The organism is Bradyrhizobium yuanmingense (assembly GCF_029167105.1).
Taxonomy (GTDB): domain Bacteria; phylum Pseudomonadota; class Alphaproteobacteria; order Rhizobiales; family Xanthobacteraceae; genus Bradyrhizobium; species Bradyrhizobium yuanmingense_A.
This window is the reverse complement of record NZ_JARFML010000006.1, coordinates 188,397-212,337: the sequence shown is the minus strand read 5'-3', so window position 1 is coordinate 212,337 and position 23,941 is coordinate 188,397. Positions and strand designations below refer to the sequence as shown.

The window sequence follows — 23,941 nt, the reverse complement described above, 5'->3', positions numbered from 1 at the left end:
TCCGCTGTTATGGCTCGCCCTCGCGGCTCCAGGGGAAGAGATTGGCCGGAAAGTCTGCTGCGTAGCGCCTGCCCTTCCGGGGCGGAAGCGGTGCATCCGGTGGGTTCGGATTGGGCTCGACCACCCGCCGATAGAGGTGCCAGGTGGCATGACCGAGCACCGGCAGAACGACGGCGAGACCGACGAAGAGCGGCAGCGAGCCGATCACGAGCAGCGCCGCCACGATGAGGCCCCATCCGGCCATCGCAACCGGATTGGCCGCCACCGCTCGGAGCGACGTGCGGATCGCGTCGATCGCCGTCGCATGACGGTCCAGCATCAACGGAAATGACACGACGCTGACGCACAATGCCACAACCGCAAACAGGAAGCCGACACCGCAGCCGATGATGATGAGCGACCAGCCTTCGGGCGTCGTCAGCACGCGAGTTGCGAAGTCGGGTATGCTTGCGGCCGCAGCGTGACCGAAGATCGCGACATAGATTGCGTTCGCGACACCGATCCAGGCCCCGAACAGGACCAGCAGGAGCACGCCGAGTTCGACCATGGCGCCGAACGACGGTGCGCGCAGCACCTTGATCGCATCCCATGCTTCGACCTCCTCGCCGCGCTCGCGACGACGGCTGAGTTCGTAGAGACCGACCGCGGCAAAAGGACCGATCAAGGCAAAGCCGGCGGCCAGCGGAAACAGTAGCGGCAGCACCGAATAGCCGAGCACCATCCTGAACAGGACGAGACCGAGAACGGGATAAATCAGGCACACGACGATCGCGTGGCTCGGCATCGCCTGGAAATCATTCCAACCCAGGCGCAGGACCTCGGTCAAGTCGGACAAGCTGATCTTGCGAATGGGATAGGAGGTCGCTTCGCCGAATGCGCGCCGCCTGATGTCGTGGGAGTACAGAGTGGCCATGTACGGAGCCTCCCGAGCTGAAAATCGCGGGTTTTCGACAACACGCGCTCTTCAGCTACGCGTGTCCGCCTGACGAGCAGGAAACGCGATGGGTCCGGGTACGGCAACCCAGGTTCAGCAACCGAGCCTGGCCGGACGGAACCCGTCGCGACCTGTCCGGCAAGCTTAGCGCGCGCGGAGCACGGTTGCATTCACGGTTGGGTGAATTGCGCACCAGCACGGATTTGTGCGTTGCATCACCCAAACCGAACATGGGCACCGGATGCTTGTCGGTTTGCCAGCACCGGCAATCACACCAATTCGGGCACCTCTATTGCTCTATTGACGCCGGATTAGGCTGGGATCATTTTAGACGCAGACGCCCTTAGAGTTGAAGGTCGCGAGCGTTCTCTTGATTTCGCGATCGGTGGACTGGGCGAAGCAAGAGGCCGGCGATGGCATATGCCAAGAAAGGCCAGCCATCGCGACAGACATGAGCTCCGCCCTGGATTCGTATCCGTAGCCTTCGATGGCAAGGATGGATCAGGATGGCTGTCGCACTGATACTGCTTCTGGTCGCGATCGGCTCGGTGCTGTTTCACGTCTACAGCCCGTGGTGGTGGACGCCGATCGCCACGAACTGGGCCTATATCGACCACACCATCAACATCACGTTCTGGATCACGGGCTTCGTTTTCGTCGCCGTGATCGCCTTCATGGCTTACTGCGTCTTCCGCTTTCGCCACAGAGAGGGAAGAAGGGCTGACTACAATCCGGAAAACAAAAGGCTCGAATGGTGGCTGAGCGTCGGGACCGGCGTCGGCGTCGCGGCCATGCTGGCGCCTGGCCTCGTGGTCTGGCACCAGTTCGTGACGGTGCCTGCGGATGCCACCGAGATCGAAGTCATGGGCCAGCAATGGCAGTGGAGCTTCCGCCTTCCGGGCAAGGATGGGCAGTTGGGCACATCCGATGTCCGCAACATCGCTTCCGACAATCCGATGGGCCTCAATCGTGACGACCGGCACGCGCAGGACGATGTCGTGATCGAGAGCGGCGACCTGCACCTTCAAGTCGGAAAGCCGGTCAAGGTTCTCCTCCGCTCGGTTGATGTCCTGCACGATTTCTACGTGCCCGAATTCCGGGCCAAGATGGACATGGTTCCAGGCATGGTGACCTATTTCTGGATCACGCCGATCCGAACCGGAACCTTCGATGTCCTCTGTGCGGAGCTTTGTGGCACTGCTCACTATCAAATGCGGGCCAAGGTCATCGTCGACGAAGAGCGTGAATATCACGCTTGGCTGGAGCAACAAAAAACGTTCGCAGAATTGTCGCCGGCAAAAGCCGTCGTGAAGACGACGTACCAATCCGGCAGCAAGTAGCAAGCTGCCGCCGAAGATAGATCGGGCGCAAGAGGCCAGCGCCTCCCCCCGATGGAAACGACCGAGGAGGTTCTATGGTCGATGTTCCATATGAAGGAATCCCCGGCATCCCGCCTGCCGAAGTACCTGACGTCGAGCTCTATCATCCGCGGAGCTGGTGGACACGATATGTGTTCTCGCAGGACGCCAAGGTGATCGCCATTCAGTATTCGCTGACGGCCACGGCCATCGGGCTGGTGGCTCTGGTGCTGTCGTGGCTGATGCGGCTGCAACTGGGATTCCCCGGCACCTTCTCTTTCATCGATGCCAACCAGTACCTCCAGTTCATCACCATGCACGGCATGATCATGGTGATTTACCTGCTCACCGCATTGTTCCTGGGCGGCTTCGGCAACTACCTGATCCCGCTGATGGTCGGCGCCAGGGACATGGTCTTCCCCTATGTGAACATGCTGAGCTACTGGATCTACCTGCTCGCAGTCCTGGTGCTTGCCTCGACATTCTTCGTGCCCGGCGGCCCCACCGGCGCCGGTTGGACGCTGTACCCGCCGCAAGCAATCCTTTCAGGAACGCCTGGGCAGGATTGGGGCATCCTTCTCATGCTTGCGTCCCTGATCCTGTTCATCATCGGCTTCACCATGGGCGGGCTGAATTATGTCGTCACAGTGTTGCAGGCGCGCACGCGCGGCATGACCTTGATGCGCCTGCCCCTGACGGTGTGGGGCATTTTCACGGCGACCGTCATGGCGCTCCTCGCGTTCCCTGCATTGTTCGTTGCCTCGGTCATGCTGCTGTTCGACCGTCTCTTGGGAACCAGCTTCTTCATGCCCGCCCTCCTCGAGATGGGCGCGCTATCGAAACATGGCGGCGGCAGCCCGTTGCTCTTCCAGCACCTGTTCTGGTTCTTCGGTCATCCCGAAGTCTACATCGTCGCCCTGCCCGCCTTCGGCATCGTCTCCGATCTGATCAGCACGCATGCGCGCAAGAACATCTTTGGTTATCGCATGATGGTCTGGGCGATCGTAGCCATCGGCGCGCTCAGCTTCATCGTATGGGCGCACCACATGTATGTGAGCGGCATGTTCCCGCAATTCGGGTACTTCTTCGCCACCACGACGCTCATCATCGCCATCCCCACCGCGATCAAGGTCTACAACTGGGTGCTGACCCTGTGGCGCGGCGACATTCATCTCACGGTGCCGATGCTGTTCGCCCTCGGCTTCATCGTCACCTTCGTGAACGGCGGGCTCACCGGCCTCTTCCTCGGCAACGTCGTCGTGGACGTGCCCCTCTCGGATACCATGTTCGTGGTCGCCCATTTCCACATGGTGATGGGCGTGGCGCCGATCATGGTCGTGCTCGGCGCGATCTATCATTGGTACCCAAAGGTCACGGGGCGGATGCTGAACGAGGCCATGGGCAAGTTTCACTTCTGGGTCACCTTCCTCGGCGCCTACCTGATCTTCTTCCCCATGCACTATCTTGGACTGCTCGGGGTCCCGCGCCGGTATTTCGAACTCCTAGATACGACGTTCATCCCGTCCTCGGCCCATTCACTCAACGCCTTCATCTCCGTGGTGGCCTTGATCGTCGGCTTTAGCCAGATGGTGTTCCTGTTCAACCTTGTCTGGAGCCTGTTCAAAGGTGAGGCCTCAGGCGGCAATCCGTGGCGGGCGACGACGCTGGAGTGGCAGACGCCGGAGACGCCCCCAGCGCACGGCAACTGGGGCAAGGAGCTCCCTGTCGTGTACCGCTGGGCCTATGATTACAGTGTGCCCGGTGCCGCGGAGGACTTCATTCCGCAGAACCAGCCGCCGCGCGCGACTCAGCTCGTTCAGGGAGCTGCTTCGTGAGCGCCATCATCCTGTTCCTGGCTGTGCTTGCGGTGATCGCCGGATGGTGGCTGTCTCAGCAGCGCCTGACGGCCAAGCCCTGGCTGGAGGAAGGCCCGGCCGGTGACTTCCCCGGCGGCGATGCCATAACCTGGCCGGCAGCGAAGATCGGACTTGGCGTGTTTCTCGCGGTCGCGAGCGCCTTGTTCGTCCTCTTCATCAGCGCCTACTCGATGCGCATGAGCGTGGCGGACTGGCGGCCGCTGCCGGTGCCGCGGCTGCTGTGGGTCAACACGGGCGTCCTGGTCCTGAGCAGTGTCGCGCTGCAATGGTCGTATGTGGCCGCGCGCCGACACGATACTGAAGGCGTCATGATCGGTCTGCTCGTGGGCGGAGCATCTGCCGTGATCTTCCTCGCCGGGCAGCTCCTGGCCTGGCAACGGCTCGGGGCTGCGGGATATTTCGTGGCGTCCAATCCAGCGAATTCCTTCTTCTACCTGTTGACCGCAGTGCACGGGCTGCATCTGACGGGCGGTCTGGTGGCCTTGGGCCGAACCTCGGCCAAGATGTGGCGCGGCGCCGAGATCGCCGACATGCGCTTGAGCGTGGAGCTGTGCGCCATCTACTGGCACTTCCTGCTGTTGGTCTGGCTTGTCCTGCTCGGTCTTCTCACCGGCTGGACCGACGATTTCGTCGACATCTGCCGCCAATTGCTGAGCTAGGGAGGCGAGACCAGATGGCTGAGACCGTGCTGACAAATCCGGGCCAATCGCCTGCGCCGCTTGAAGGCTGGCGCGGCATCGCCGCCGACTGGGCGTCCGATCAGCGCGCCTTCAAGAATGTGTCCTGGGGCAAGGCCATGATGTGGATCTTCCTCCTCAGCGACACCTTCATCTTCAGTTGCTTCCTGCTCTCCTACATGACGGCGCGCATGTCGACGACCGTGCCGTGGCCCAATCCCAGCGAAGTCTTCGCCCTCAATATCGCGGGCAACCACATGCCCCTGATCCTGATCGCCATCATGACCTTCGTGCTGATCAGCAGCAGCGGTACGATGGCGATGGCCGTCAATTTCGGCTACCGCCGCGACCGCGTGAGAACCGCGATCCTGATGCTGGTCACTGCAGCCTTCGGCGCGACCTTCGTCGGAATGCAGGCCTTCGAATGGACCAAGCTGATCATGGAGGGCGTCCGGCCCTGGGGCAATCCATGGGGCGCCCCGCAGTTTGGTGCGAGCTTCTTCATGATCACCGGCTTCCACGGCACCCACGTGACGTTCGGTGTGATCTTCCTGATCGCCATCGCGCGAAAGGTCTTTCGTGGCGACTTCGACGTCGAGAGGCGCGGCTTTTTCACGAGCCGAAGGGGGAATTACGAGATCGTCGAGATCACGGGCCTGTACTGGCACTTCGTCGATCTCGTGTGGGTGTTCATCTTCGCATTCTTCTATCTTTGGTGAGGTCGGCGCATGACAAACGCGGCGGTACACATGGAAGAACGGCTCCACGCTCCGGCGCACGGCGCAGTGGCAACGGAAGCCGTTCACGCCAAGGGGCAACAGCACCCGATCAAGCTCTACCTCGTGGTCTGGGGCTGGTTGTTCGTCCTCAGCACGTTCTCCTACCTCGTCGACTACTTTGGCCTGCATGGCTATCTGAGGTGGTCGCTGATCCTGCTGTTCATGATGTTGAAGGCCGGCCTGATCGTCGCCGTCTTCATGCACATGGCCTGGGAGCGGCTGGCCTTGACCTATGCCATCCTGCTGCCGCCGGTCGTGGTATTGGTATTTGTGTCGATCATGGTGCTCGAATCCGAATACACGCACTTCCTAAGGGTGCTGTTTTTCGCAACCCCGTCATAGCGCCTGCCGTCGCTCAGGCTAGGCTTCACCCCTCGAATGCGTCGATTGACGCCGTGCTTCCACGTGACACCAGCGCCTCATCCGTCGCCGGCAACGGCTGGCCCTTGTCGCGAAAACGGTTGGTGATGGGATAACGGCGGTCGCGCCCGAAATTCTTCGGTGTCACCTTCACCCCAGGCGCGGCCTGGCGGCGCTTGTATTCGGCGACGTTGAGCAGATGGTCGATCCGGGTCACCGTCTCGCGGTCGAAGCCGGCGGCGATGATCTGGTCGAGCGGCTCCTCGCGCTCGACCAGGCGCTCCAGGATGGCATCGAGGACGTCGTAAGGCGGCAACGAGTCCTGATCGGTCTGGTTCTCGCGCAGCTCCGCGGTCGGCGGGCGCGTGATGATGTCCGGCGGGATCACCTCGCCCGCGGGGCCGAGCGCGCCCTCCGGCTTCCAGGAATTGCGCAAGCTTGCCAGCCGGAACACCTGCGTCTTGTAGATGTCCTTGATCGGGTTGAAGCCGCCGTTCATGTCGCCATAAAGCGTGGCGTAGCCGACCGACATCTCCGACTTGTTGCCGGTCGTCACCACCATCAGCCCGGTCTTGTTGGAGATCGCCATCAGCAGCGTGCCGCGGGTGCGGGCCTGGAGGTTCTCCTCGGTGATATCGGGCGGCAGGTTCTTGAAGATGCCGGACAGGATCGTCTCGAACCCGGTCACGGCTTCGGCGATCGGCAGCACCTCGTAGCGGATGCCGAGATGGCCGGCGAGCTCGCCGGCATCCGCGATCGAATGCGGCGCGGTGTAGCGGTAAGGCAGCATCACGCCATGCACCTGGTCGACGCCGAGCGCGTCGACCGCGATCGCCGCGCAGAGCGCCGAATCGATGCCGCCGGAGATGCCGAGCAGCACGCCTGGAAAGCCGTTCTTGGCGACGTAATCGCGTAAGCCCAGCACGCAGGCGGCGTAGTCGGCCTTGTCGCCTTCGGGCAGCTCGGCGATCGGCCCGCTGCAGCGCCAGTCATCGCCGTTTCTGCTGAAGGGCAGCGTGACGATGCCCTCTTCGAAGGCCGGCAGCTGCGCCGCGAGCGAGAGATCGCCATTGAGCGCGAAGGATGCGCCGTCGAACACGAGCTCGTCCTGGCCGCCGACCTGGTTGAGATAGACCAGCGGCAGCCCGCTCTCCGTGACGCGCGCCACCGCGACCGACAGGCGCACGTCGTTCTTGTCGCGGGCGTAAGGCGAGCCGTTCGGCACCAGGATGATCTCGGCGCCGGTCTCGGCCAGCGTCTCGACCACGTTCTCGTAGTCCTCGGACTCCTCCAGCCAGATGTCCTCGCAGATCGGCACGCCGATGCGCACGCCGCGCACAGTGACGGGACCGGCGGCAGGGCCGCGCGAAAACAGCCGCTTCTCGTCGAACACGCCGTAATTCGGCAGGTTGCACTTGAAACGCAGGCTCGCGATGCGCCCGCCGTCGAGCAGCGCACAGGCATTGTAGAGCATGCCCTCCTCGACCCAGGGCGTGCCGACCAGCATCGCAGGCCCGCCATCGGCGGTCTCGCGCGCGAGGCTTTCGATCGCGGCGCGGCAGGCGGCCTGGAAGGCGGGCTTCTGCACCAGGTCTTCCGGCGGATAGCCGGCGATGAACAGTTCCGGAAACAACACGAGATCGGCGCCGTCGGACTTGGCCTGCGCCCGCGCCGCGCGCGCCTTGGCCGCATTGCCGTCCACGTCGCCCATGGTCGGATTGAGCTGGGCGAGCGAGACCGCGAATGTGTCGAGACGTTCGGTCATGGCCGCTTTATCCGATCCCGAGTTACAGGAACCCCAATCGCTCGATGATGGCAATGATCCAGAACGCGCCGGTCATCAAGAGCGCAACGCCAACCGCGGCCGAACCCATATCCTTGACGCGGCCGATCTGCTTGTCGTGATCCAAGGTCAGCCGGTCGGCGAGCTTCTCGATCGCGGTATTGAGCAGCTCGACCGTCAGCACGAAAGCGACAGAGCACACCAATTCGACCGCGCGCATCGCGGTGGCGCCGATGAACCAGGCGAGCGGCACCGACAGCAGCAGCGCGAATATCTCCTCGCGGACGGCCTGCTCCGACCGGAACGCAAAGGCCAGCCCGTTGCGGGAATTGATCGTGGCCTTCCAGATCCGCAGCAAGGTCTTACAGCCCCGCTGCGGCCGGAATCGGCTGAGCCTTGCCGGCGCGCTCCTGCTTGAGCAGCTCCGCGACCAGGAACGCCATATCGATGGATTGCTCGGCGTTGAGGCGGGGATCGCAGACCGTGTGGTAGCGGTCGTTGAGATCCTCGTCCGTGATCGCGCGGGCGCCGCCGAGACATTCGGTGACGTCCTGGCCGGTCATCTCCAGATGCACGCCGCCGGCATGGGTGCCCTCGGCGGCGTGGACCGCGAAGAACGACTTCACCTCGGACAGGATGCGGTCGAACGGGCGAGTCTTGTAGCCGGACGTCGAGCTGATGGTGTTGCCGTGCATGGGATCGCACGACCAGACCACCACCCGGCCCTCGCGCTTCACGGCGCGGACCATGTTCGGCAGATGCTCGCCGATCTTGTCGGAGCCGAAGCGGCCGATCAGCGTCAGCCGGCCCGGCTCGTTGTCGGGATTGAGCACGTCGATCAGCTTCAGCAGCTCGTCCACCTTGAGCGAGGGGCCGCACTTCAGCCCGATCGGATTCTTGATGCCGCGGAAATATTCGACATGGCCGTGATCGAGCTGGCGGGTGCGGTCGCCGATCCAGATCATGTGGCCCGAGGTCGCGTACCAGTCGCCGGTGGTGGAATCGACGCGGGTCATGGCCTGCTCGTAGCCGAGCAGCAGCGCCTCATGGCTGGTGTAGAAATCGGTGGCACGCAGCTCCGGATGGCTCTCGAGGTCGAGGCCGCAGGCGCGCATGAAGTTGAGCGCGTCCGAGATGCGGTCGGCCAGCTCCTTGTAGCGGCGTGACTGCGGGCTATCCTTGAGGAAACCCAGCATCCATTGATGCACGCTGCCGAGATTGGCGAAGCCGCCGGTGGCGAACGCGCGGAGCAGGTTCAGCGTCGCGGCGGACTGGCGATAGGCCATCAGCTGGCGCTGCGGATCGGGAATGCGCGCTTCGCTGGTGAAGGCGATGTCGTTGACGATGTCGCCGCGATAGCTCGGCAGCTCGACGCCATTCACCTTCTCGGTCGCCGACGAACGCGGTTTTGCGAACTGGCCGGCGATGCGGCCGACCTTCACCACCGGCACCGCGCCGGCATAGGTCAGCACCACCGCCATCTGCAGCAGCACGCGGAAGAAGTCGCGGATGTTGTTGGCGCCGTGCTCGGCGAAGCTCTCGGCGCAGTCGCCGCCCTGCAGCAGGAAGGCCTCGCCGGCCGCAACGCGGCCCAAGGCCTTCTTCAGATTGCGCGCCTCGCCTGCGAACACCAGCGGCGGAAAGGTCGCAAGCTGCGCCTCGACGTCGGCCAGAGCCTTGGCGTCGGGATATTCGGGCACCTGTAGCACCGGCTTGCTGCGCCAGGACTCGGGCGTCCACCGCTCGGACATCGCAATCTCTCCGTGAAGCAAAAATCACAACCTGATCTAGGGGTTGCGAGGGCCGCCTTATACACAGGCCGGCCACGCCCCGCCAGTTGTAAATCCATTTCGCAGCGCAAACCATTGCGGCCAAAGCCGAATTCGCATTTGCTTGGGCGGGCTCAGGAATCCGACAGGACACCGATCGCCATGGGCGCGGCACTGGATGACGTTTTCATCGACGAGATCAGCTTCCCGGCAGCCGACGGCTATGCCCTGACCGGCACCCTGTTCCTGCCGCGAGGCGCCAAGCGCCATGCCGTCCTGATCAATTCGGCGACCGCCGTGCCGCGAAAGATCTATCGGGGCTTTGCCTCCTACCTCGCCCATCGCGGCTGCGCGGTACTGACCTACGATTATCGCGGCATCGGCGATTCCCGCCTGCCGGCGATGGTCGGCTACAACCAGCCGAAATCGCTGGTCGGCTTCAAGGCCTCGATGTCGGACTGGGCTGCGCTCGACGTCACCGCCGCGGTCAGCTGGATGCGCGAGCGCTATCATGCCCTGCCGCTCGCCTATATCGGCCATTCCTTCGGCGGCCAGGCGCTCGGGCTGATCGCGAACAACAGCGATATCTCGCGCGCCGCCTTGGTGGCCTCGCAGGCCGCGACATGGCGGTTGATGGCCTCGCCGGAAAAATACCGGGTCTACGCCTTCATGAATTTTGTCGGTGTGCCGCTGGTCCATGCACTCGGTTACGCACCGGGCTGGGCCGGTGTCGGCGAGGATTTGCCCAAGGGCGTCTTCCTGCAATGGACCGAATGGGTCTCGAGCCCGCGCTATCTGTTCGATTCAAAGCTGCCGGCACTCGAGAACTTCGCCAGGTACAAGGGCGAGTTGCGCTCGCTATGCTTCTCCGACGATCCCTGGGCGACGCGGCCCGCGGTCGAGCTGCTCGCGAGCGGATTCACTGCGATCAAGCCGGAGGTGCTGATGGTCAAACCGTCCGACGTCGGCGCCAAGGCAATAGGCCATTTCGGCTTCTTCCGCCCCGAGCACCGCGACACGCTGTGGCGCGGCGTCGCGGAATGGATTCAGGGGGAATGAGGTTGTTCACCTCTCCCGGATCAGGGCTATTGCAAATGACTTCTAGCGGCGGTCTGCGGCCCGCCTCGTCCTTCGAGACGGCGCTTACGCGCCTCCTCAGGATGAGGCTAATCAGGGTCGGTGCCCGTTGAAACTGCCGCCACATGCTCCGCCCTCATCCTGAGGAGCCCGCCTAAAGCGGGCGTCTCGAAGGATGGCCGCAGGGAAAAGGTGTCATCCACTAGCGGATGATCGTCGTCAGCGACGAGTAGCGCCGGTTCGGCTTGGCGTCGGATGGCGCGAACTGCGCGAAGGCGTCGCTGACGCGCACCGCCGGCGGCGTGTCGCTCGCGAACCGAAACTCCTTCGGCCGCGGTGCGTAGAAGCTGGCGCGGTAATAAGCGTCGTCGAAGCGTGCCTCGCCGACGCCGAACAATGCGTCACAGACCAGCAGGAGCGCGTAGACTCCCGCGACCGCTGCGACGATCTCCCTGAGAACTGTCATGCCGATGCCCTGCCCTTTTTGCGGGCAGGATGCAGATCGGTTCCAAAGGCCTGGTTTAAGGCGCCCGGCTTCTTGTCGGCAGCGTTTGCCGGCGCTGAACCGATTGCAGACAATTTTATCGATCTCGAAAAGAGAGCCCGCCCAACCGGACGATCAGGCGGGCTCCAGGATTGGCCGCTCGGGAGGTATTGGGCGGCCAGCTTATCAGCCGTGCTCGGCTTCCTTGCGATGGCCGCTCTCGCTGAGGCGGTCGACCCAGGCGATGCCGACCGCCGAGACGATGAAGGTCATATGAATCAGCACCTGCCACATCACCCCGCTCTCGGTGAAATTGCTGCGGGTCGTGCCGAGATTGCCGGCCTCGATGAAGGTCCTGAGCAGCGAGATCGAGGAGATGCCGATGATCGCCATTGCGAGCTTGATCTTGAGCACGCTGGCATTGACGTGACCGAGCCATTCCGGCTCGTCCGGATGGCCGCTGAGGTTCAGCCGGGAAACGAAGGTCTCGTATCCACCCACGATTACCATGATCAGAAGGTTCGAGATCATGACGACGTCGATCAGCCCGAGCACGACCAGCATGATCTGCTGCTCGCTGGCGTCGAACGAATGCAAGACGAGGTGCCAGAGCTCCTTCAGGAACAACAGCACATAGACGGCCTGGGCGACGATGAGGCCAACATAGAGCGGCAGCTGCAGCCAGCGCGAGCCGAAGATCAGCTTCGGAAGCAGGCCGACCGGCGGCAACGGCGCGGCCCGCGCCGAAGGTGCTTTGGGTTCAGGCGTCATTGATCACTCCGGATTGCGGTCGATTGTCGCCTCAGAGACTCGCAATCACCGGTGCAAGTTCCAGCGTGCCGCGATAGATCATCTCAAACGCGACGTAAAGGATGATGGCGAGGCCGACATAGGCCACCCAGCGCTGCTTCTGGAGCAAACGGCCAAGCAGATCCGCGGCAACGCCCATCATCCCAACCGACAAGAGCAGGCCGAAGGCCAGGATGTAGGGATGCTCCCGCGCGGCGCCCGCGACCGCGAGCACGTTGTCGAGCGACATCGACACGTCGGCGGCGACGATCTGCACCGCCGCTTGGCCGAAAGTTTTCTGCTTTACCGGCTGCTGTACCGGCGCAGCACCTGCGCCGCCACTATCGAATGAGAGTTCTTTCGCATGCGCGGACTGCTCGCGCAGCTCGCGCCACATCTTCCAGCAGACCCAGAGCAGCAACACGCCGCCGGCGAGCAGAAGGCCGATCACTTGCAGAAGCTGGGTCGCAACGCCGGCGAAGGCGATGCGCAATGCGGTGGCAGCGGCGATACCGACGATGATGGCGCGGCGGCGCTGCTCGGCCGGCAGGCCGGCAGCCGCAAGGCCGATGACGACGGCATTGTCGCCGGCGAGCACGAGATCGATCAGGATGACTTGAAGCAGCGCGGACAGCGCTTCGGCGGTGATGAGTTCAGTCATGATTGATCATTCCTAGAGGCAGACGGATCGAGCCAATGCGGCTTGCGCCGCTCGATCCAATCGAAGACTTTTGAACGGGAGGAGCGCAGCGCAGGCACGTCCTCGGCGAGCAGAGCAAGGCCGAGCGGCAGCATCCAGACGCCGAGCACCGGGAGGATGGAGAGCACACCGCCGACGACCAGCAGCGTGCCCGAGGGGATCCTGACCCAGCGGCTGGACGGCTTGAGCAGATAGGTCAGGGTGTCGCTCATGCGCGGCGGCAGGCGGTCGACGAGCTTGGCCAGGCGCGGGTCTCCACCAGCGATCTGGTCGGTGTTCCCCTCGGTTTGCCCGGCGCGCTCGTTCGAAATCGTGCTCATGCTTACCCCTTCGAGGCGGCCTGCAGCTTGGGGCCCGGCGCACTCGCCCCAACCGGCTTCGCGCGCGGCAGCACCAGCGTCAGCAAGCGCAACAATTTAATCGCCTGGACTTCGTGGGGATGTACGTCCTCGTCTGCGGCAGCAACGCGCTCCGACAGCTCCACCAGATGCGACGAGAGCGGCAGGTTCGAAACCGGTCGCAGCGTATCGATCACGACGTTGGCAAAATCCGGCTCTTCGAGCCGTTCGGCGAGTTCGTCGAACATGGCACGGAGCCGTTCGTCGCCGATGTGCGGCGCCAGCTTGCGGTCTCTGATGAAACGGATCACCTCGTCGCGTTCGACGGCTGAGACGCGCCGGTCGGCCACCGCTACCAGCGCGCCCACGATCACCACGGCCGCCGTGGCCTGCTCATTCAGGCTGGACGGTTCCGTGATCTCGATCGGATCTGAGGTTTCGGTTCCGGACATCGTAGCTCCCTTAACTTGCGAAATGGCCGCACGGAGCTGCGATGGCGACGAATGGTCGGAAAAACGAACAGGGGCCCGACAATCGGCCGATCCATCGCATTCGCGCGGGACTGGTCATCCGACATCGCGAGGTTTGCCGACGACGTCGACGTCCTCGCCAGAGGGGCCCGGATTCTTGTTCGCTTCAGAAATATAGGTACGCCTGTCGGAATCAAGGCGGACTGGCTGCGACCAGCCGCCGCATCGGTTCGGCGTTGCGGGATCGGTCATGCAACCCTTTCGCAGCCGGAACCATGCGTCCGTGACAAGTGTTGATGCACCTCGCGATGCATCAAACCGCCTGGCAGGAACCCGCATGTGCCGCTGGATCGCATACCGGGGCGAAACCACCTCGTTCGAACCCTATGTTACCGAGCCCGAGCATTCGCTGATTGCCCAGAGCATCCGCTCGCTTCAGTCCACGGCGGGCTCGAACGGAGACGGCTTTGGTCTCGGCTGGTATGGCGAGCACCCCGAGCCGGGCCTTTATCGCGAGACGCGCCCGGCGTGGTCGGACGAAAACCTGCGCTACCTCTGCCGGCATCTGCGCTCGCATCTGTTCTTCGCCCATGTGCGTGCCGCAACCGGCACGGCGGTGACGCGGCAGAATTGTCATCCCTTTGCCTGCGGGCACTGGATGTTCATGCACAACGGATTCGTCGGCAGCTGGAATCGGCTGCGGCGCAAAGTCGAGGCGCTGATTCCCGATGCCTACTATCCGTCCCGGCTGGGCACGACGGATTCGGAAGCCGTGTTCCTGGCCATGATGGGGGCCGGTCTCGAGCACGATCCGCTCGGCGCGACCCAGTCCGTGCTGCAATCGCTCCTCGGATTCGTCAATGAAGACGGGCTTCACGAACGGCTGCGCTTTACCAGCGCGATTGCCAACGGCCGCGACCTCTACGCATTTCGGGTCTCGGTGAACGATGCCGCGAACACGCTCTACTTCCGCGAGGACGGCGGGCAAGTCATCGTCGTCTCCGAGCCGTTCGATAAGGAATCGGACTGGGCGGAAGTCCCGCCGAACCATGCCCTGATCGCGCGAGCGTCCGAAGCCGTCAAAATTGTTCCGTTCGAACCTGCAATTTCCAGTACATCGGGTGCGGAACCGGCCACAATCAGACGGATTATCGCCCGCAGGTAGTGACCGCGCCGGTGGCCAATGACATTTGCTTCAGACGTTTCAAAGCTGCTGCGTCTTGCCCCTTCCGAGGACAAGCAGCATGTCGTCATCCGTTCTGCCGGCGGCGGCGGCAATCCGGCGGAATATTCCTTCGGCATCGAGGAGGAATACTTCCTCGCGGACCGCCGCAGCTTCGAGGTCGCGATCCGCACGCCCAACGAGCTGTTCGAATCGGCAAACTGGTCGACCGGCGGCCAGGCCATGCGCGAGATGCTGCAATCGCAGCTCGAGGTCGCAACCAACGTTCATGTCGACGTGAACGACGCGCGCGAGGAGCTGCGCTTCCTGCGACGCGAGGTCGCGAACGTCGCTGCGCAATACGGGTTCGTGATCATGGCCTGCGGCACGCACCCGAGCGCAGTCTGGCGCATGTCGCAGCCCAGCCCGAAACCGCGCTACGAGGAGATGATCGAGGATCTGCGCAGCATCGGTCACCGCAACATGATGTGCGGCATGCATGTGCACGTGCAGTTGCCTGATCCCGAGAAGCGCATGGCGGTGATGCGGGCGATGCTGCCGCACCTGCCGTTGTTCATCGCGCTGTCGGCGTCCTCGCCGTTCTGGAATTCCCACAAGACCGGATTGAAGGGCTACCGCCTCGCGGCTTATTCCGAGCTGCCGCGCACCGGCCTGCCCGAATTGTTCGAAGGCAAGCAGGATTTCGATGCTTATGTCGGCGCGTTGCAGCGCTCCGGCGTGATCCCGGACGAAAGCCACATCTGGTGGGCAATGCGCCCTTCCATGAAGCATCCGACGCTGGAGCTTCGCGCGCCCGACACCTGCACCTTCGTCGACGACGCGGTTGCCATCGCCTCGCTCTACCGCTGCCTGACGCGGCATCTCTATCTGCGCCCTCAGCTGTCCCGGGAGGTCACTGCGGTCGAGCGCGCGATCGCGGTCGAGAACAAATGGCGTGCCCAGCGCTACGGCACCGACTGCATCTTCGCCTCCAAGGACGGGCCGGTGACGATCTCGGAGCTGCTCACCGGGGTGATCGACGACATTGCGGAGGACGCAGCCGCATTGAACTGCTCCGCGGAGATCGAACACTGCCGCACCATCGTCGCCCGCGGCAGCTCGGCGGAATTCCAGCTTCGCGCCTATCGCGAAAGCGGCGACGACATCGCAGCCGTGTCACAATGGATCGCTACCTCTACGCTGTCGGGAACGAGCGCGCCTGTGCATCGCAGCGCTTCTGCGCCGTCATAGCGCCCGCGCAAGCTTGCGCGACGAAAATGCCATTCCTGAGTTACGGAGATCGTTGGAGAAGCGCATGAATCGCACCACACCCTGCACCGGCTGCGGCCATGCGCTTGTCCCGATGCTGACCGCCCACGGCCACACGGAGCCGAGCTGCCTCTGGTGCGAAGGCTTCGACGCGCGCGCCATGGACATGGCGAAATGGGCAGGCAGCCCGTCCGGCAAGCCCGAGCCGGCGCTCCCGCGATCATTCGACTGAACCGTGCCGGGTGCCCGTCGCCGGGGCCGGCTGCATGCGCTTTTGCAGGGCATGCCGACAAATTAGACAAGACAAGCCGCTGCGCCCGCTGACGGATTGCCAGGACAGGTCGGGCGAGTTCGGCGCAACCTATTGTCTAACCTCAGGTGCAATCTCGATTATTTGCGCGTCGCGTGCAGCCGGCGGACCAGCGCGCCGCATTGCGCTCCGGCTGGCCTGAAATTCGCAAGACAGCATCAGGCCAAGTCCCTGCCCGGCCACGATGAGGAGCGGCCAGTCACGTGCGCTCGGCTTCCGGGATGAATGGCCTCAGATCGGAGAATGCCATGAACGTGCATGCTGCGGGAGACATCAAATTCACCGGTCTCACCCATCCGAACGGCGCCCGGCTGCGTCTCAACGATCAGGACTTCGTGGCGATCGATCGCGACAAGAATGCGAATTTCGAGGCGACCTACCGGCCGCAGGCGCTCTACAACCGCGCCAACGAAGGCTTCCACGCCAACAACGAAACCTTCCTGCTGCACGAGGTCGCCACCAATCTGCCGATCTATCGGCCCGACACCGGCCCTACCGACTTCCATTTGCATCTGCCGCCGGGCGGCTTTCAGCTCGTGCTGGTCACCTCGGGCGCGTTCACCTTCGACTATGACGGCCGCTGGTACAATGTCGGCCCGGGCGCGGTGATGCTGCAAAGCGCGATCGTGCATCGCCAGCTGTTCTACACCTGGTCGGGCCTGTCGACCGAAGAGAATTTGAAGACGCCGCAGACGGTGGTGCCCGATCCGATCTCGATGGGCTATTCCGGCAAATTTCTCGAAGCCTTCATCACCGATCCCACCACCTTTCCGAATCCGACCATTGTCGGCCCGGATCAGATCAATGAGGACGAAACGCCGCGCGTGGCCTGGAGCCATCCGCTGCACGACCGCCCGGCCGATGCCGGCTTCTGGCTTCAGGATCCCCTTGCACTCGACGCGCTGTTCAAGCCGCTCACCGACAGTCCTGTCAGATCGGCGATGCCGGTTTACGTGCGCGATATCGGCATCGAGATTCCGAGCGGGCATCTCGTCACCGGCCACATCATCGCAACCGACCCGCGTGGCCACGCGCTCTTGCCGAAGAGCACGTCTGCCGCGGCGGACGCGACCTGCTTTGCCAAGGGCGAGGTCGTGATCTATCGCGTCATTCGCGGCACGGCCGAGTTCAAGAAAAGGTCCGGCGAGAGCTTTGAACTCTCTGCCGGCGACGTGGTGACGGCGGGCAAGGATTCCATCAGCCTGATCGGCGTCGGCGAAAACACGCAGGTCCTCCGCCTCGGCCTGCTCAAGGGCATGAACGAGCTGCGCAGCTGGACGGCGACGCAGCGCGACGAGATCGACGGCCTCGCCGGCCAGATCATCACGCAAAAGGACGTGCGCCCCCTGCGCACGGAAGGCAAGCCGGTCGGGTATTTGTACGGCTAGGCGGCTCGCAGTTAGGCGCCCGAGGCCTTCTGACGCAGAACTGGTACTTGGAGCAGCAGGCCGCGCGACAAAGATGCCTGATGCCCCGCGTTACGTAACGCCTCTGTAAGTGCTCCAGCTCGCAAGTCGCTTTGTTGTGTCGGCGATCTCCTCTGGAGCCGTGATTCCGAGCTTCGCCAACAATCGCGCTCGCTGTTCTGCGATTTGCTTGCAGCTGCCTCCAAGCCGGACAGCGATCTCCGCGTCTGTTTTCCCGGCGGCCAGGCGCCTAAGAAAGCGCTTCTCGTGAGGGCTGAGCAAAATGTCGGTCATTTGCCTCTTGTCGTGTCTCGTGACTCCTCCGCTGCGACGGCGGTCAGCAGTTCGAACGGCCCTTCTTCGACAGTCGCGAGCGTCGGGCACGCTAGTTGGCAATCAAAAGCTTAGGGCGAGGACAGAAACGGCTGCGATTGTGAATATGCTGGCTGACACGGCGAGCACAAGATAAACACGGTCTCGCATGGATTACATTTCCACCTGCCCGACAAACTTACATCGAACTCCTGCGGGCAAAGGTCCAAAAGTGAACGTTCGGCCTCACCGCGCAGAGTTGGCTTGCGCGCGCTGAGCCTTGATCCGCTCGCATTCGCGCGCAGGTTCGGGATGCCATCTGCCGATGCCGGTGCTGCATGCGCAAGGTTGCCTCTGCCATCCCTACCAGGCAGTCATCATCAATCGTGGCCTGGCCGCGCTCCGCTGCATCAACGAACATTGACAGGTTCTTTTCCGAATGCTTTCGTGCCTCCCGCTGTTGCGCAGGCGGGTCCATGGCCGAAGTTTACTTCGGAAGGCATTCGACGTTGTATGCGATGATGATCTGCGTCGGATCGGCTTTCCCTAGGCTCTTCAAATCTTCCAAACCGCTTCTGAGCTTGGCTCCGGCCTCGCTCAAGCTGCCTTCAAGTGTAGTCTTGGCCTTCCGGCAGCGCTCCTCACTCGTGAACTCCTGGAACACGACGGTTGGGAGGAGCCTCCATTCCGCCTTGTCACTGGTGGCGGCGGGGCTGACTGAGTAGGAGAAGACGTACATCAGGACCCACATCCCCTTGCTCCCTACGTGATGCGCGCTGCTAGTTGGCCCCTCGACTGAACCGCTCATGTCCTGTCACCAATTGATGTAGATCAATTCCCTGCGGCTCTGATTGTCAAAATGGAGCTCAGGGAACAGTCGACCTTTTGGGGCGATAGGCATGAAACGCTGGATGGGGCTTCTCGTTACAATGCTCGTATTAGCTGGATCATGCTCAAGCGAGGCGGCCGCCGTACGGATCGCATACGATCCCGGCGGAAGGATCGGAAAATATATCGATCGTTATGAGCGGCTGCGCGCTTCAGGTCGGGACGTAATGATCGACGGCTTCTGCGCATCTGCCTGCACGATTGTCTTGGCGACCTTGCCCTCGAACAGGATTTGCGTCACTTCACGTGCAGAACTCGCGTTTCACGCCGCTTGGGACATTGGGCATCGCGGACAGCCCGTGACAAACCCCGGCGCGACGCGCATGATTTATTCGATGTATCCGGGGCCGGTGCGTCGCTGGATAGCCCAACGCGGCGGGTTAACGCGGCGAACGATATTTCTTAGTGGAGGCCCGCTGCAGGCCATGTATCGCTCGTGCCCCGTCTGAGCCAGCAAGCGAGAGAAGCTTCTTGGACGCTTGGCTCAGGGCAAGACTGACGGGCAAATGCGAAGGCACCGCGAAGAAGATCGCCCTATTCGCAGCGGTCGCTGAGAGAGCGAGGGGCACGGCCGCCCCGCTCCCTCGCTTCTCTCAATACTGATACGGATATTGACCAGGGCAGACGTAGCTGCCGTAGGTATCGTAGTAGCAACCGCTGTTGTAATTGTTGTAGTACCCGTAGGCTCCCGCCGCCGCGGCGGCGCCTACAGCGGCAGCACCGTAACCCCAACCCGGCCGATAATAGCCGCCACCGTATCCCGGGTAACCCGCGATCGGTCGTCCCGGCCGGCCGGCGATTGGACGACCTGGATAGCCTGGACGTCCTGCTATTGGGTGCGAAGGCCGTGGACCTCCGGCCACTCGATAGCCCCGACCACCGTGGATGCGTCCTGCATGAACGGCGCCGCCTCGAACGTGGGCTGCCCTCATGCCGCCACCATGAAAGCCCCGCGCGCTCATGCCGCCGCCGTGAAAACCTCCCCCACCGCGAAAGCCGCCACCTCCACCGCGGCGTGCAAATGCATCATCAGGAACAAGGCTGGCCGCTACGAGGATCGCGGCCGCAAAGCCGATCAGACTGTATCGAACCATAGCATCCTCCCGGGTAGTGAGGTGCCGGCGACTGCTGTCTTCAGAATTGAATGCTCGCGCCAGCGGCACCGGAGGCAATCAATTCTCTTCCAGCACCTTGCGCACTTGATTTAAGTCAATTGAGCAAGGCCCCACCCGATCGGTGGCGTGTTCCCGACAGGAACTTCCGCGCTCGCATTGCTCAGGAAAATGGACGGAGGTGCGGAACCGCATCATGCGGATCACGGGCATGCTTGCCCGCCTCCTCGCGGAGCGACGGGAGACTAAGCAAGAACCGCTCGCGCCTCTACTCCGCCGCCTGCCGCACGTGCCGTGCGGTCGGGGTGCGCATGGTGACGAGCTCTTCGGCCGCCGTCGGATGCAGCGCGATGGTCGCGTCGAAATCGGCCTTGGTCGCCTTCATCTTCACCGCGATCGCGACGGCTTGCGTGATCTCGGCGGCGGCATCGCCGACGATGTGGCAGCCGAGCACGCGGTCGGTCGCGCCGTCGACCACGAGCTTCATCAGCACGCGGGTGTCGCGGCCGGACATCGTCGCCTTGATGGGCCGGAACGTCGTCTTGTAGATGTCGACGTGGCTGAATTGCGCGCGCGCCTCGGTTTCCGTCAGGCCGACCGTGCCGACCTCCGGCTGCGAGAATACGGCCGTCGGGATGTTGGCGTGATCGACCCGCACCTCGCGCTTGCCGAACACCGTGTCGGCGAAGGCATGGCCCTCGCGGATCGCGACCGGCGTCAGGTTGAAGCGGTGGGTGACGTCGCCGATGGCATAGATGCTGTCGACCGAGCTCTTGGAGAAATGGTCGACCGCGATGCCGCCGTTCGCGGGATTGATGGCGACGCCGGCATTCTCCAGCCCGAGATTGGCGACGTTCGGATGGCGGCCGATCGCGAACATCACCTGGTCGGAGGCGAGGCTCGAGCCATTCGACAAATGCGTGGTGAAGTCCTCGCCGTGGCGGTCGACCTTGGTCACGGTGCAGCCGGTGAGGATGGTGATGCCATGCTTCTCCATCTCGGCGCGGACATGGGTCCGGACATCCTCGTCGAAGCCGCGAAGAATGTTGTCGCCGCGATAGATTACCGTGACGTCGGAGCCGAAGCCGGCGAAGATGCCGGCGAATTCCAGCGCGATATAGCCGCCGCCCTGGATCACGATCCGCTTCGGCAGCTTCTTCAGATGAAACGCCTCGTTGGAGGAGATCACGTGCTCGATGCCGGGGATCGCCGCGCCATGATTGGGCGCGCCGCCGGTGGCGATCAGGATGTACTTCGCCGTGACCTTCTTGTCGTTCTCGAGCAGGCGGACGGTGTGCTTGTCCTCGATCACCGCGCGGCACTTGACGATCTGCGCGCCTGATTTCTCGACGTTGGCGGTGTAGGCCGCCTCCAGCCGCGCGATCTCCTTGTCCTTGTTGGCGATCAGCGTCGCCCAGTCGAAGCTTGCGGGCGGAACGGTCCAGCCGAAGCCGGCGGCGTCCTCGAGCTCCTGACGGACATGCGAGCCGATCACGAACAGCTTCTTCGGCACGCAGCCGCGGATCACGCAGGTGCCGCCCATGCGGTACTCTTCCGCGATCATGACGCGGGCGCCGTAGCCGGCCGCGATGCGGGCGGCGCGGACGCCGCCCGAGCCGCCACCGATGACGAAGAGGTCGACGTCGAAATCAGCCATTGTCCACTCCGACCCCTTTTCTGGAACGCCCCTTCAGATAGGTGCGCTCAGATCTCCTTGCCACGCTTGCGCATCTCGGCACGGAAGGCGCCCATCACGGTTTCCGAGAAGCTCTGGGCCCAAGTGTTCATGAACGCCATGCTCTGCCCGATCGCGCGCGGCTCGGCATCGATCAGCTTCTTGCCCAAGGGCGACTTGTAGAAAGTGACGAGGTCCTTCAGCTCCTGCTCGGTGAACTCGCTGGCATAAATCTGCGCCATGCCGTCACCGATCTCGCTCTGGCGGCCGTTGAGCTGCTGGGCCACGATCGGGGCGACCTCGTTGAGGTCCTTCTGGTAGTTCAGGTTCTGCTGGATCAGCGCGCCCTTGGTCTTCTCGACCATGCCCGGCACCGCGCCCGCATACATCGCGGCGGCGTTCTTGATCTGCAGAATTTCCTTGGCCGCCGCGATCGCCGCGGGCGAAGCCTTCGGCTGGGCCGGCGCCGCGGGAGCCTTCTGGCCCGCCTGCTGCGCCACGGCCGGGGCGGCCGAAACGGCCAGTCCCGCAGCGAGAGCCGCAGCCGGCAAGAATTTCAAGACGTTCTTCATTCCTAGTCTCCTTTCGGCTTGCGCCGTTCAATCACGCGGATTCCGCCGCCGCCCGCCAGAACGGCCGAGCTGGCCAAGCCGACGAACAGCCCGTGCTCGACCACACCGGGAATGGCGCTCAACGCCTTGGCGAGACCGGAGGGATCCGTAATACGTCCGAGCTGGGCATCGACGATCCAGTGGCCGCCATCGGTGACGAAAACGTGGCCGTCCTTGTCCCCGCCTTTCGCCTTGCGGAGTGCCATTTGCCCGGAAACGCCGCATTCGGCAAATGCCTTTTCGATCGCGCGGCGCGTCGCACCGAGCCCGAACGGGACGACCTCGACCGGCAGCGGAAACTTGCCGAGCGTCGGCACCCATTTGCTGTCGTCGGCAATCACGATCATGCGGTCCGAGGCGGCCGCCACGATCTTCTCGCGCAACAGCGCGCCGCCGCCGCCCTTGATCAGATTGAGCTCGGGGTCGATCTCGTCGGCGCCGTCGATCGTGAGGTCGAGATGATCGATCTCGTCCAGCGTCGTCAGCTTGACGCCGCAGCGCTCCGCATCGGCCCGCGTCGCCTCGGAAGTCGGCACGCCGATCACCTTGAGCCCGGCGGCAACGCGCTCGCCGAGCAGCTCGACGAAGTGCTTGGCGGTCGAGCCGGTGCCGAGCCCGAGCTGCATGCCGTCGCGCACCTCCTCCAGCGCACGCGCCGCAGCCTGCCGCTTCAACTGGTCCATGGTCACGTGTGCGCCTGCCTTGTGAAGTCTCGGCCGATTCCGGCCGGTTTCGGGCGCCTATGTAGCCTCGTTTTTCCCAAGAGAACAGGGCCTGGAACAGGGTCTGGGAACAGGCCCATAAGGTGATCTTATGGGCCCGCCCCTTGCGCGGATGTAACCGGGCCGGTAGCGCTTGGGAATCATGACCTCCTTCAAGACGACGTCCCCTCACACCATCGTCTTCGATCTCGACGGCACGCTGGTGGATACGGCGCCCGACCTGATCACGGCCCTCAATTACGTGCTCGACCGCGAAGGCCTGCCGCCGGTGCCGATGGCCTCGGCCCGCAACATGATCGGCGCCGGTGCCCGCAAGCTGATCGAGCGGGGGCTGGAAGCGGAGGGCCGCACCGTCACGCCCGCGGACATGGACCGGATGACCGCGGATTTCATCGCGTACTACGCCGACCATATCGCGGTGGAATCCCGCCCCTTCGAGGGTCTTGAGGCTGCGCTCGACCAGTTTTCGGCGCAAGGCCACCGCCTCGCGGTCTGCACCAACAAGCTGGAATGGCTGTCGAAGCGCCTGCTGGACCAGCTCGACCTCAGCCGCCGCTTCGCGGCGATCTGCGGCGCGGACACTTTTGGCGTCCAGAAGCCCGATCCGACCATTTTTCGCGAGACCGTGGCCCGGGCCGGCGGCGACGTGAAGGCCAGCATCATGGTCGGCGATGCCGGAACCGATGTCGGCGTCGCCCGGCGGGCCGGCGTGCCCGTGATCGGGGTCAGCTTCGGCTACACCGACGTACCGATCGCCGAGCTGAAGCCGGACCGCCTGATCCACCACATGCGCGACCTGCCGGCGGCCGCGATCAGCCTGATGACGGCAAGCAACACAGCAACCATTTGATAGGATTGCCATTTGTTGCCCTCACATCCCTAATGGATGCATGGAGGGCTGACTTCACGGGCGCCGCGGGCGTTCGCCGGCCGTAAGCGGAACCCGGCTGCGAGCCGCACCGAACGAGCCGAAATCCCGGGCCGAGGGGGTCACATGCGTCAGTGCTGCACTCACGTATACCACCCGATTGTCCTTGCCGCGTCCGATGCTTAGATTGGGTCGACCGCACCGCTGCAGC

General features: G+C 63.5%; 27 protein-coding genes. 13 read left to right on the top strand and 14 right to left on the bottom strand.

The features are described 5' to 3' along the window. Positions 1-7: 7 nt before the first annotated feature. The gene (locus P0R31_RS10510) at positions 8-913 is read right to left on the bottom strand and encodes a DUF2189 domain-containing protein (RefSeq protein WP_275514012.1); all 906 of its coding nucleotides are present in this window, start codon (positions 911-913) and stop codon (positions 8-10) included. A gap of 527 nt (positions 914-1,440) precedes the next feature. Between P0R31_RS10510 and P0R31_RS10505 the strand changes: the two genes are divergently transcribed. The 5 genes from P0R31_RS10505 (at position 1,441) to P0R31_RS10485 (ending at position 5,967) form a co-directional block, all read left to right on the top strand. Next, positions 1,441-2,274 carry a cytochrome c oxidase subunit II gene (locus P0R31_RS10505; RefSeq protein WP_275514011.1) on the top strand — a complete coding sequence of 278 codons (834 nt, stop codon included), beginning with the start codon at positions 1,441-1,443 and terminating at the stop codon, positions 2,272-2,274. 74 nt (positions 2,275-2,348) lie between these two features. After that, positions 2,349-4,127 (top strand): cbb3-type cytochrome c oxidase subunit I, encoded by a 1,779-nt coding sequence (locus P0R31_RS10500; RefSeq protein ID WP_275514010.1) that lies wholly within the window; start codon positions 2,349-2,351, stop codon positions 4,125-4,127. Next, on the top strand, positions 4,124-4,828 hold the full coding sequence (locus P0R31_RS10495) for a cytochrome c oxidase subunit 3 (RefSeq protein ID WP_275514009.1): 705 nt from the start codon (positions 4,124-4,126) through the stop codon (positions 4,826-4,828). Before P0R31_RS10500 ends, P0R31_RS10495 begins: the two co-directional genes overlap by 4 nt. Positions 4,829-4,842: 14 nt before the next feature. Next, a complete protein-coding gene (locus P0R31_RS10490; RefSeq protein ID WP_275514008.1) occupies positions 4,843-5,565 on the top strand; it encodes a heme-copper oxidase subunit III family protein in 723 nt (240 codons plus the stop codon). A gap of 9 nt (positions 5,566-5,574) precedes the next feature. Continuing rightward, a complete protein-coding gene (locus tag P0R31_RS10485; protein ID WP_275514007.1) occupies positions 5,575-5,967 on the top strand; it encodes a cytochrome C oxidase subunit IV family protein in 393 nt (130 codons plus the stop codon). A 25-nt stretch (positions 5,968-5,992) separates the two neighbouring features. On the opposite strand, the gene P0R31_RS10480 is transcribed toward P0R31_RS10485, so the two are convergent. From P0R31_RS10480 to P0R31_RS10470, 3 genes are read right to left on the bottom strand one after another with little or no spacing between them, the layout of a single operon-like run. Continuing rightward, complete coding sequence (locus tag P0R31_RS10480) at positions 5,993-7,750, bottom strand: NAD+ synthase (RefSeq protein ID WP_275514006.1); 1,758 nt, start codon at positions 7,748-7,750, stop codon at positions 5,993-5,995. 22 nt (positions 7,751-7,772) lie between these two features. Then, complete coding sequence (locus P0R31_RS10475; protein ID WP_036001513.1) at positions 7,773-8,126, bottom strand: diacylglycerol kinase; 354 nt, start codon at positions 8,124-8,126, stop codon at positions 7,773-7,775. A gap of 4 nt (positions 8,127-8,130) precedes the next feature. Next, positions 8,131-9,519, bottom strand: a complete 1,389-nt coding sequence (locus P0R31_RS10470; protein WP_157282327.1) for a class II 3-deoxy-7-phosphoheptulonate synthase — start codon at positions 9,517-9,519, stop codon at positions 8,131-8,133. A 180-nt stretch (positions 9,520-9,699) separates the two neighbouring features. Between P0R31_RS10470 and P0R31_RS10465 the strand changes: the two genes are divergently transcribed. Continuing rightward, positions 9,700-10,596 carry an alpha/beta hydrolase family protein gene (locus P0R31_RS10465; RefSeq protein WP_275514005.1) on the top strand — a complete coding sequence of 299 codons (897 nt, stop codon included), beginning with the start codon at positions 9,700-9,702 and terminating at the stop codon, positions 10,594-10,596. A 220-nt stretch (positions 10,597-10,816) separates the two neighbouring features. Here the strand turns inward: P0R31_RS10465 and P0R31_RS10460 are convergent, their stop codons facing one another. From P0R31_RS10460 to P0R31_RS10440, 5 genes are all read right to left on the bottom strand, one after another. Then, positions 10,817-11,080, bottom strand: coding sequence for a hypothetical protein (locus tag P0R31_RS10460; protein WP_275514004.1), 264 nt, complete (start codon positions 11,078-11,080; stop codon positions 10,817-10,819). A gap of 204 nt (positions 11,081-11,284) precedes the next feature. Further along, the gene (locus P0R31_RS10455) at positions 11,285-11,869 is read right to left on the bottom strand and encodes a TIGR00645 family protein (RefSeq protein ID WP_275514003.1); all 585 of its coding nucleotides are present in this window, start codon (positions 11,867-11,869) and stop codon (positions 11,285-11,287) included. Between the two features lie 31 nt (positions 11,870-11,900). Further along, positions 11,901-12,548, bottom strand: a complete 648-nt coding sequence (locus P0R31_RS10450) for a TerC family protein (protein WP_275514002.1) — start codon at positions 12,546-12,548, stop codon at positions 11,901-11,903. After that, entirely contained in the window at positions 12,545-12,907 is a 363-nt protein-coding gene (locus P0R31_RS10445) for a hypothetical protein (protein ID WP_275514001.1), read from the bottom strand. Before P0R31_RS10445 ends, P0R31_RS10450 begins: the two co-directional genes overlap by 4 nt. A gap of 2 nt (positions 12,908-12,909) precedes the next feature. Further along, positions 12,910-13,377 carry a tellurite resistance TerB family protein gene (locus P0R31_RS10440; protein WP_275514000.1) on the bottom strand — a complete coding sequence of 156 codons (468 nt, stop codon included), beginning with the start codon at positions 13,375-13,377 and terminating at the stop codon, positions 12,910-12,912. Between the two features lie 355 nt (positions 13,378-13,732). On the opposite strand from P0R31_RS10440, the gene P0R31_RS10435 reads away from it, so the two are divergent. The 4 genes from P0R31_RS10435 to P0R31_RS10420 all read left to right on the top strand — a co-directional run bounded on the left by P0R31_RS10435 (position 13,733) and on the right by P0R31_RS10420 (position 17,524). Then, positions 13,733-14,560 carry a class II glutamine amidotransferase gene (locus P0R31_RS10435; RefSeq protein ID WP_275514069.1) on the top strand — a complete coding sequence of 276 codons (828 nt, stop codon included), beginning with the start codon at positions 13,733-13,735 and terminating at the stop codon, positions 14,558-14,560. Positions 14,561-14,578: 18 nt separating this feature from the next. After that, the gene (locus P0R31_RS10430) at positions 14,579-15,808 is read left to right on the top strand and encodes a carboxylate-amine ligase (protein ID WP_275513999.1); all 1,230 of its coding nucleotides are present in this window, start codon (positions 14,579-14,581) and stop codon (positions 15,806-15,808) included. A 64-nt stretch (positions 15,809-15,872) separates the two neighbouring features. Next, positions 15,873-16,058: a hypothetical protein gene (locus tag P0R31_RS10425; protein WP_225141415.1), complete on the top strand. Its 186-nt coding sequence runs from the start codon at positions 15,873-15,875 to the stop codon at positions 16,056-16,058. 326 nt (positions 16,059-16,384) lie between these two features. Next, positions 16,385-17,524: a hypothetical protein gene (locus P0R31_RS10420; RefSeq protein ID WP_275513998.1), complete on the top strand. Its 1,140-nt coding sequence runs from the start codon at positions 16,385-16,387 to the stop codon at positions 17,522-17,524. A gap of 90 nt (positions 17,525-17,614) precedes the next feature. Here P0R31_RS10420 and P0R31_RS41050 read toward each other — a convergent pair whose 3' ends face one another. Beyond that, entirely contained in the window at positions 17,615-17,836 is a 222-nt protein-coding gene (locus tag P0R31_RS41050; RefSeq protein ID WP_430516819.1) for a LuxR C-terminal-related transcriptional regulator, read from the bottom strand. Positions 17,837-18,341: 505 nt separating this feature from the next. After that, positions 18,342-18,605, bottom strand: a complete 264-nt coding sequence (locus P0R31_RS10415) for a hypothetical protein (RefSeq protein ID WP_157282337.1) — start codon at positions 18,603-18,605, stop codon at positions 18,342-18,344. A 148-nt stretch (positions 18,606-18,753) separates the two neighbouring features. On the opposite strand from P0R31_RS10415, the gene P0R31_RS10410 reads away from it, so the two are divergent. Both P0R31_RS10410 and P0R31_RS41045 read left to right on the top strand, forming a co-directional pair. Next, positions 18,754-19,191 carry a hypothetical protein gene (locus P0R31_RS10410; RefSeq protein WP_275513997.1) on the top strand — a complete coding sequence of 146 codons (438 nt, stop codon included), beginning with the start codon at positions 18,754-18,756 and terminating at the stop codon, positions 19,189-19,191. 447 nt (positions 19,192-19,638) lie between these two features. Beyond that, positions 19,639-19,950, top strand: coding sequence for a hypothetical protein (locus P0R31_RS41045; protein ID WP_430516818.1), 312 nt, complete (start codon positions 19,639-19,641; stop codon positions 19,948-19,950). A gap of 172 nt (positions 19,951-20,122) precedes the next feature. Here the strand turns inward: P0R31_RS41045 and gor are convergent, their stop codons facing one another. Genes gor through rpiA form a run of 3 tightly spaced genes read right to left on the bottom strand, consistent with a single transcriptional unit; the run spans position 20,123 to position 22,829 of the window. Further along, complete coding sequence (gene gor / locus P0R31_RS10400; RefSeq protein WP_275513995.1) at positions 20,123-21,511, bottom strand: glutathione-disulfide reductase; 1,389 nt, start codon at positions 21,509-21,511, stop codon at positions 20,123-20,125. Positions 21,512-21,558: 47 nt separating this feature from the next. Beyond that, positions 21,559-22,101, bottom strand: coding sequence for a DUF2059 domain-containing protein (locus P0R31_RS10395; protein ID WP_275513994.1), 543 nt, complete (start codon positions 22,099-22,101; stop codon positions 21,559-21,561). Between the two features lie 2 nt (positions 22,102-22,103). Further along, entirely contained in the window at positions 22,104-22,829 is a 726-nt protein-coding gene (gene rpiA / locus P0R31_RS10390) for a ribose-5-phosphate isomerase RpiA (RefSeq protein ID WP_275513993.1), read from the bottom strand. A gap of 175 nt (positions 22,830-23,004) precedes the next feature. On the opposite strand from rpiA, the gene P0R31_RS10385 reads away from it, so the two are divergent. Beyond that, complete coding sequence (locus tag P0R31_RS10385) at positions 23,005-23,712, top strand: HAD family hydrolase (RefSeq protein ID WP_275513992.1); 708 nt, start codon at positions 23,005-23,007, stop codon at positions 23,710-23,712. Positions 23,713-23,941: the final 229 nt, after the last annotated feature.

What these genes read in the sequence shown, in the direction of transcription:
- P0R31_RS10510 (WP_275514012.1), bottom strand. Translation starts at nt 913, where the DNA reads ATGGCCACTCTGTACTCCCACGACATCAGGCGGCGCGCATTCGGCGAA.
- P0R31_RS10505 (WP_275514011.1), top strand. Translation starts at nt 1,441, where the DNA reads ATGGCTGTCGCACTGATACTGCTTCTGGTCGCGATCGGCTCGGTGCTG.
- P0R31_RS10500 (WP_275514010.1), top strand. Translation starts at nt 2,349, where the DNA reads ATGGTCGATGTTCCATATGAAGGAATCCCCGGCATCCCGCCTGCCGAA.
- P0R31_RS10490 (WP_275514008.1), top strand. Translation starts at nt 4,843, where the DNA reads ATGGCTGAGACCGTGCTGACAAATCCGGGCCAATCGCCTGCGCCGCTT.
- P0R31_RS10485 (WP_275514007.1), top strand. Translation starts at nt 5,575, where the DNA reads ATGACAAACGCGGCGGTACACATGGAAGAACGGCTCCACGCTCCGGCG.
- P0R31_RS10480 (WP_275514006.1), bottom strand. Translation starts at nt 7,750, where the DNA reads ATGACCGAACGTCTCGACACATTCGCGGTCTCGCTCGCCCAGCTCAAT.
- P0R31_RS10470 (WP_157282327.1), bottom strand. Translation starts at nt 9,519, where the DNA reads ATGTCCGAGCGGTGGACGCCCGAGTCCTGGCGCAGCAAGCCGGTGCTA.
- P0R31_RS10465 (WP_275514005.1), top strand. Translation starts at nt 9,700, where the DNA reads ATGGGCGCGGCACTGGATGACGTTTTCATCGACGAGATCAGCTTCCCG.
- P0R31_RS10460 (WP_275514004.1), bottom strand. Translation starts at nt 11,080, where the DNA reads ATGACAGTTCTCAGGGAGATCGTCGCAGCGGTCGCGGGAGTCTACGCG.
- P0R31_RS10455 (WP_275514003.1), bottom strand. Translation starts at nt 11,869, where the DNA reads ATGACGCCTGAACCCAAAGCACCTTCGGCGCGGGCCGCGCCGTTGCCG.
- P0R31_RS10450 (WP_275514002.1), bottom strand. Translation starts at nt 12,548, where the DNA reads ATGACTGAACTCATCACCGCCGAAGCGCTGTCCGCGCTGCTTCAAGTC.
- P0R31_RS10445 (WP_275514001.1), bottom strand. Translation starts at nt 12,907, where the DNA reads ATGAGCACGATTTCGAACGAGCGCGCCGGGCAAACCGAGGGGAACACC.
- P0R31_RS10440 (WP_275514000.1), bottom strand. Translation starts at nt 13,377, where the DNA reads ATGTCCGGAACCGAAACCTCAGATCCGATCGAGATCACGGAACCGTCC.
- P0R31_RS10435 (WP_275514069.1), top strand. Translation starts at nt 13,733, where the DNA reads ATGTGCCGCTGGATCGCATACCGGGGCGAAACCACCTCGTTCGAACCC.
- P0R31_RS10430 (WP_275513999.1), top strand. Translation starts at nt 14,579, where the DNA reads ATGACATTTGCTTCAGACGTTTCAAAGCTGCTGCGTCTTGCCCCTTCC.
- P0R31_RS10425 (WP_225141415.1), top strand. Translation starts at nt 15,873, where the DNA reads ATGAATCGCACCACACCCTGCACCGGCTGCGGCCATGCGCTTGTCCCG.
- P0R31_RS10420 (WP_275513998.1), top strand. Translation starts at nt 16,385, where the DNA reads ATGAACGTGCATGCTGCGGGAGACATCAAATTCACCGGTCTCACCCAT.
- P0R31_RS41050 (WP_430516819.1), bottom strand. Translation starts at nt 17,836, where the DNA reads ATGACCGACATTTTGCTCAGCCCTCACGAGAAGCGCTTTCTTAGGCGC.
- P0R31_RS10415 (WP_157282337.1), bottom strand. Translation starts at nt 18,605, where the DNA reads ATGTGGGTCCTGATGTACGTCTTCTCCTACTCAGTCAGCCCCGCCGCC.
- P0R31_RS10410 (WP_275513997.1), top strand. Translation starts at nt 18,754, where the DNA reads ATGAAACGCTGGATGGGGCTTCTCGTTACAATGCTCGTATTAGCTGGA.
- P0R31_RS41045 (WP_430516818.1), top strand. Translation starts at nt 19,639, where the DNA reads ATGAACGGCGCCGCCTCGAACGTGGGCTGCCCTCATGCCGCCACCATG.
- gor (WP_275513995.1), bottom strand. Translation starts at nt 21,511, where the DNA reads ATGGCTGATTTCGACGTCGACCTCTTCGTCATCGGTGGCGGCTCGGGC.
- P0R31_RS10395 (WP_275513994.1), bottom strand. Translation starts at nt 22,101, where the DNA reads ATGAAGAACGTCTTGAAATTCTTGCCGGCTGCGGCTCTCGCTGCGGGA.
- P0R31_RS10385 (WP_275513992.1), top strand. Translation starts at nt 23,005, where the DNA reads ATGACCTCCTTCAAGACGACGTCCCCTCACACCATCGTCTTCGATCTC.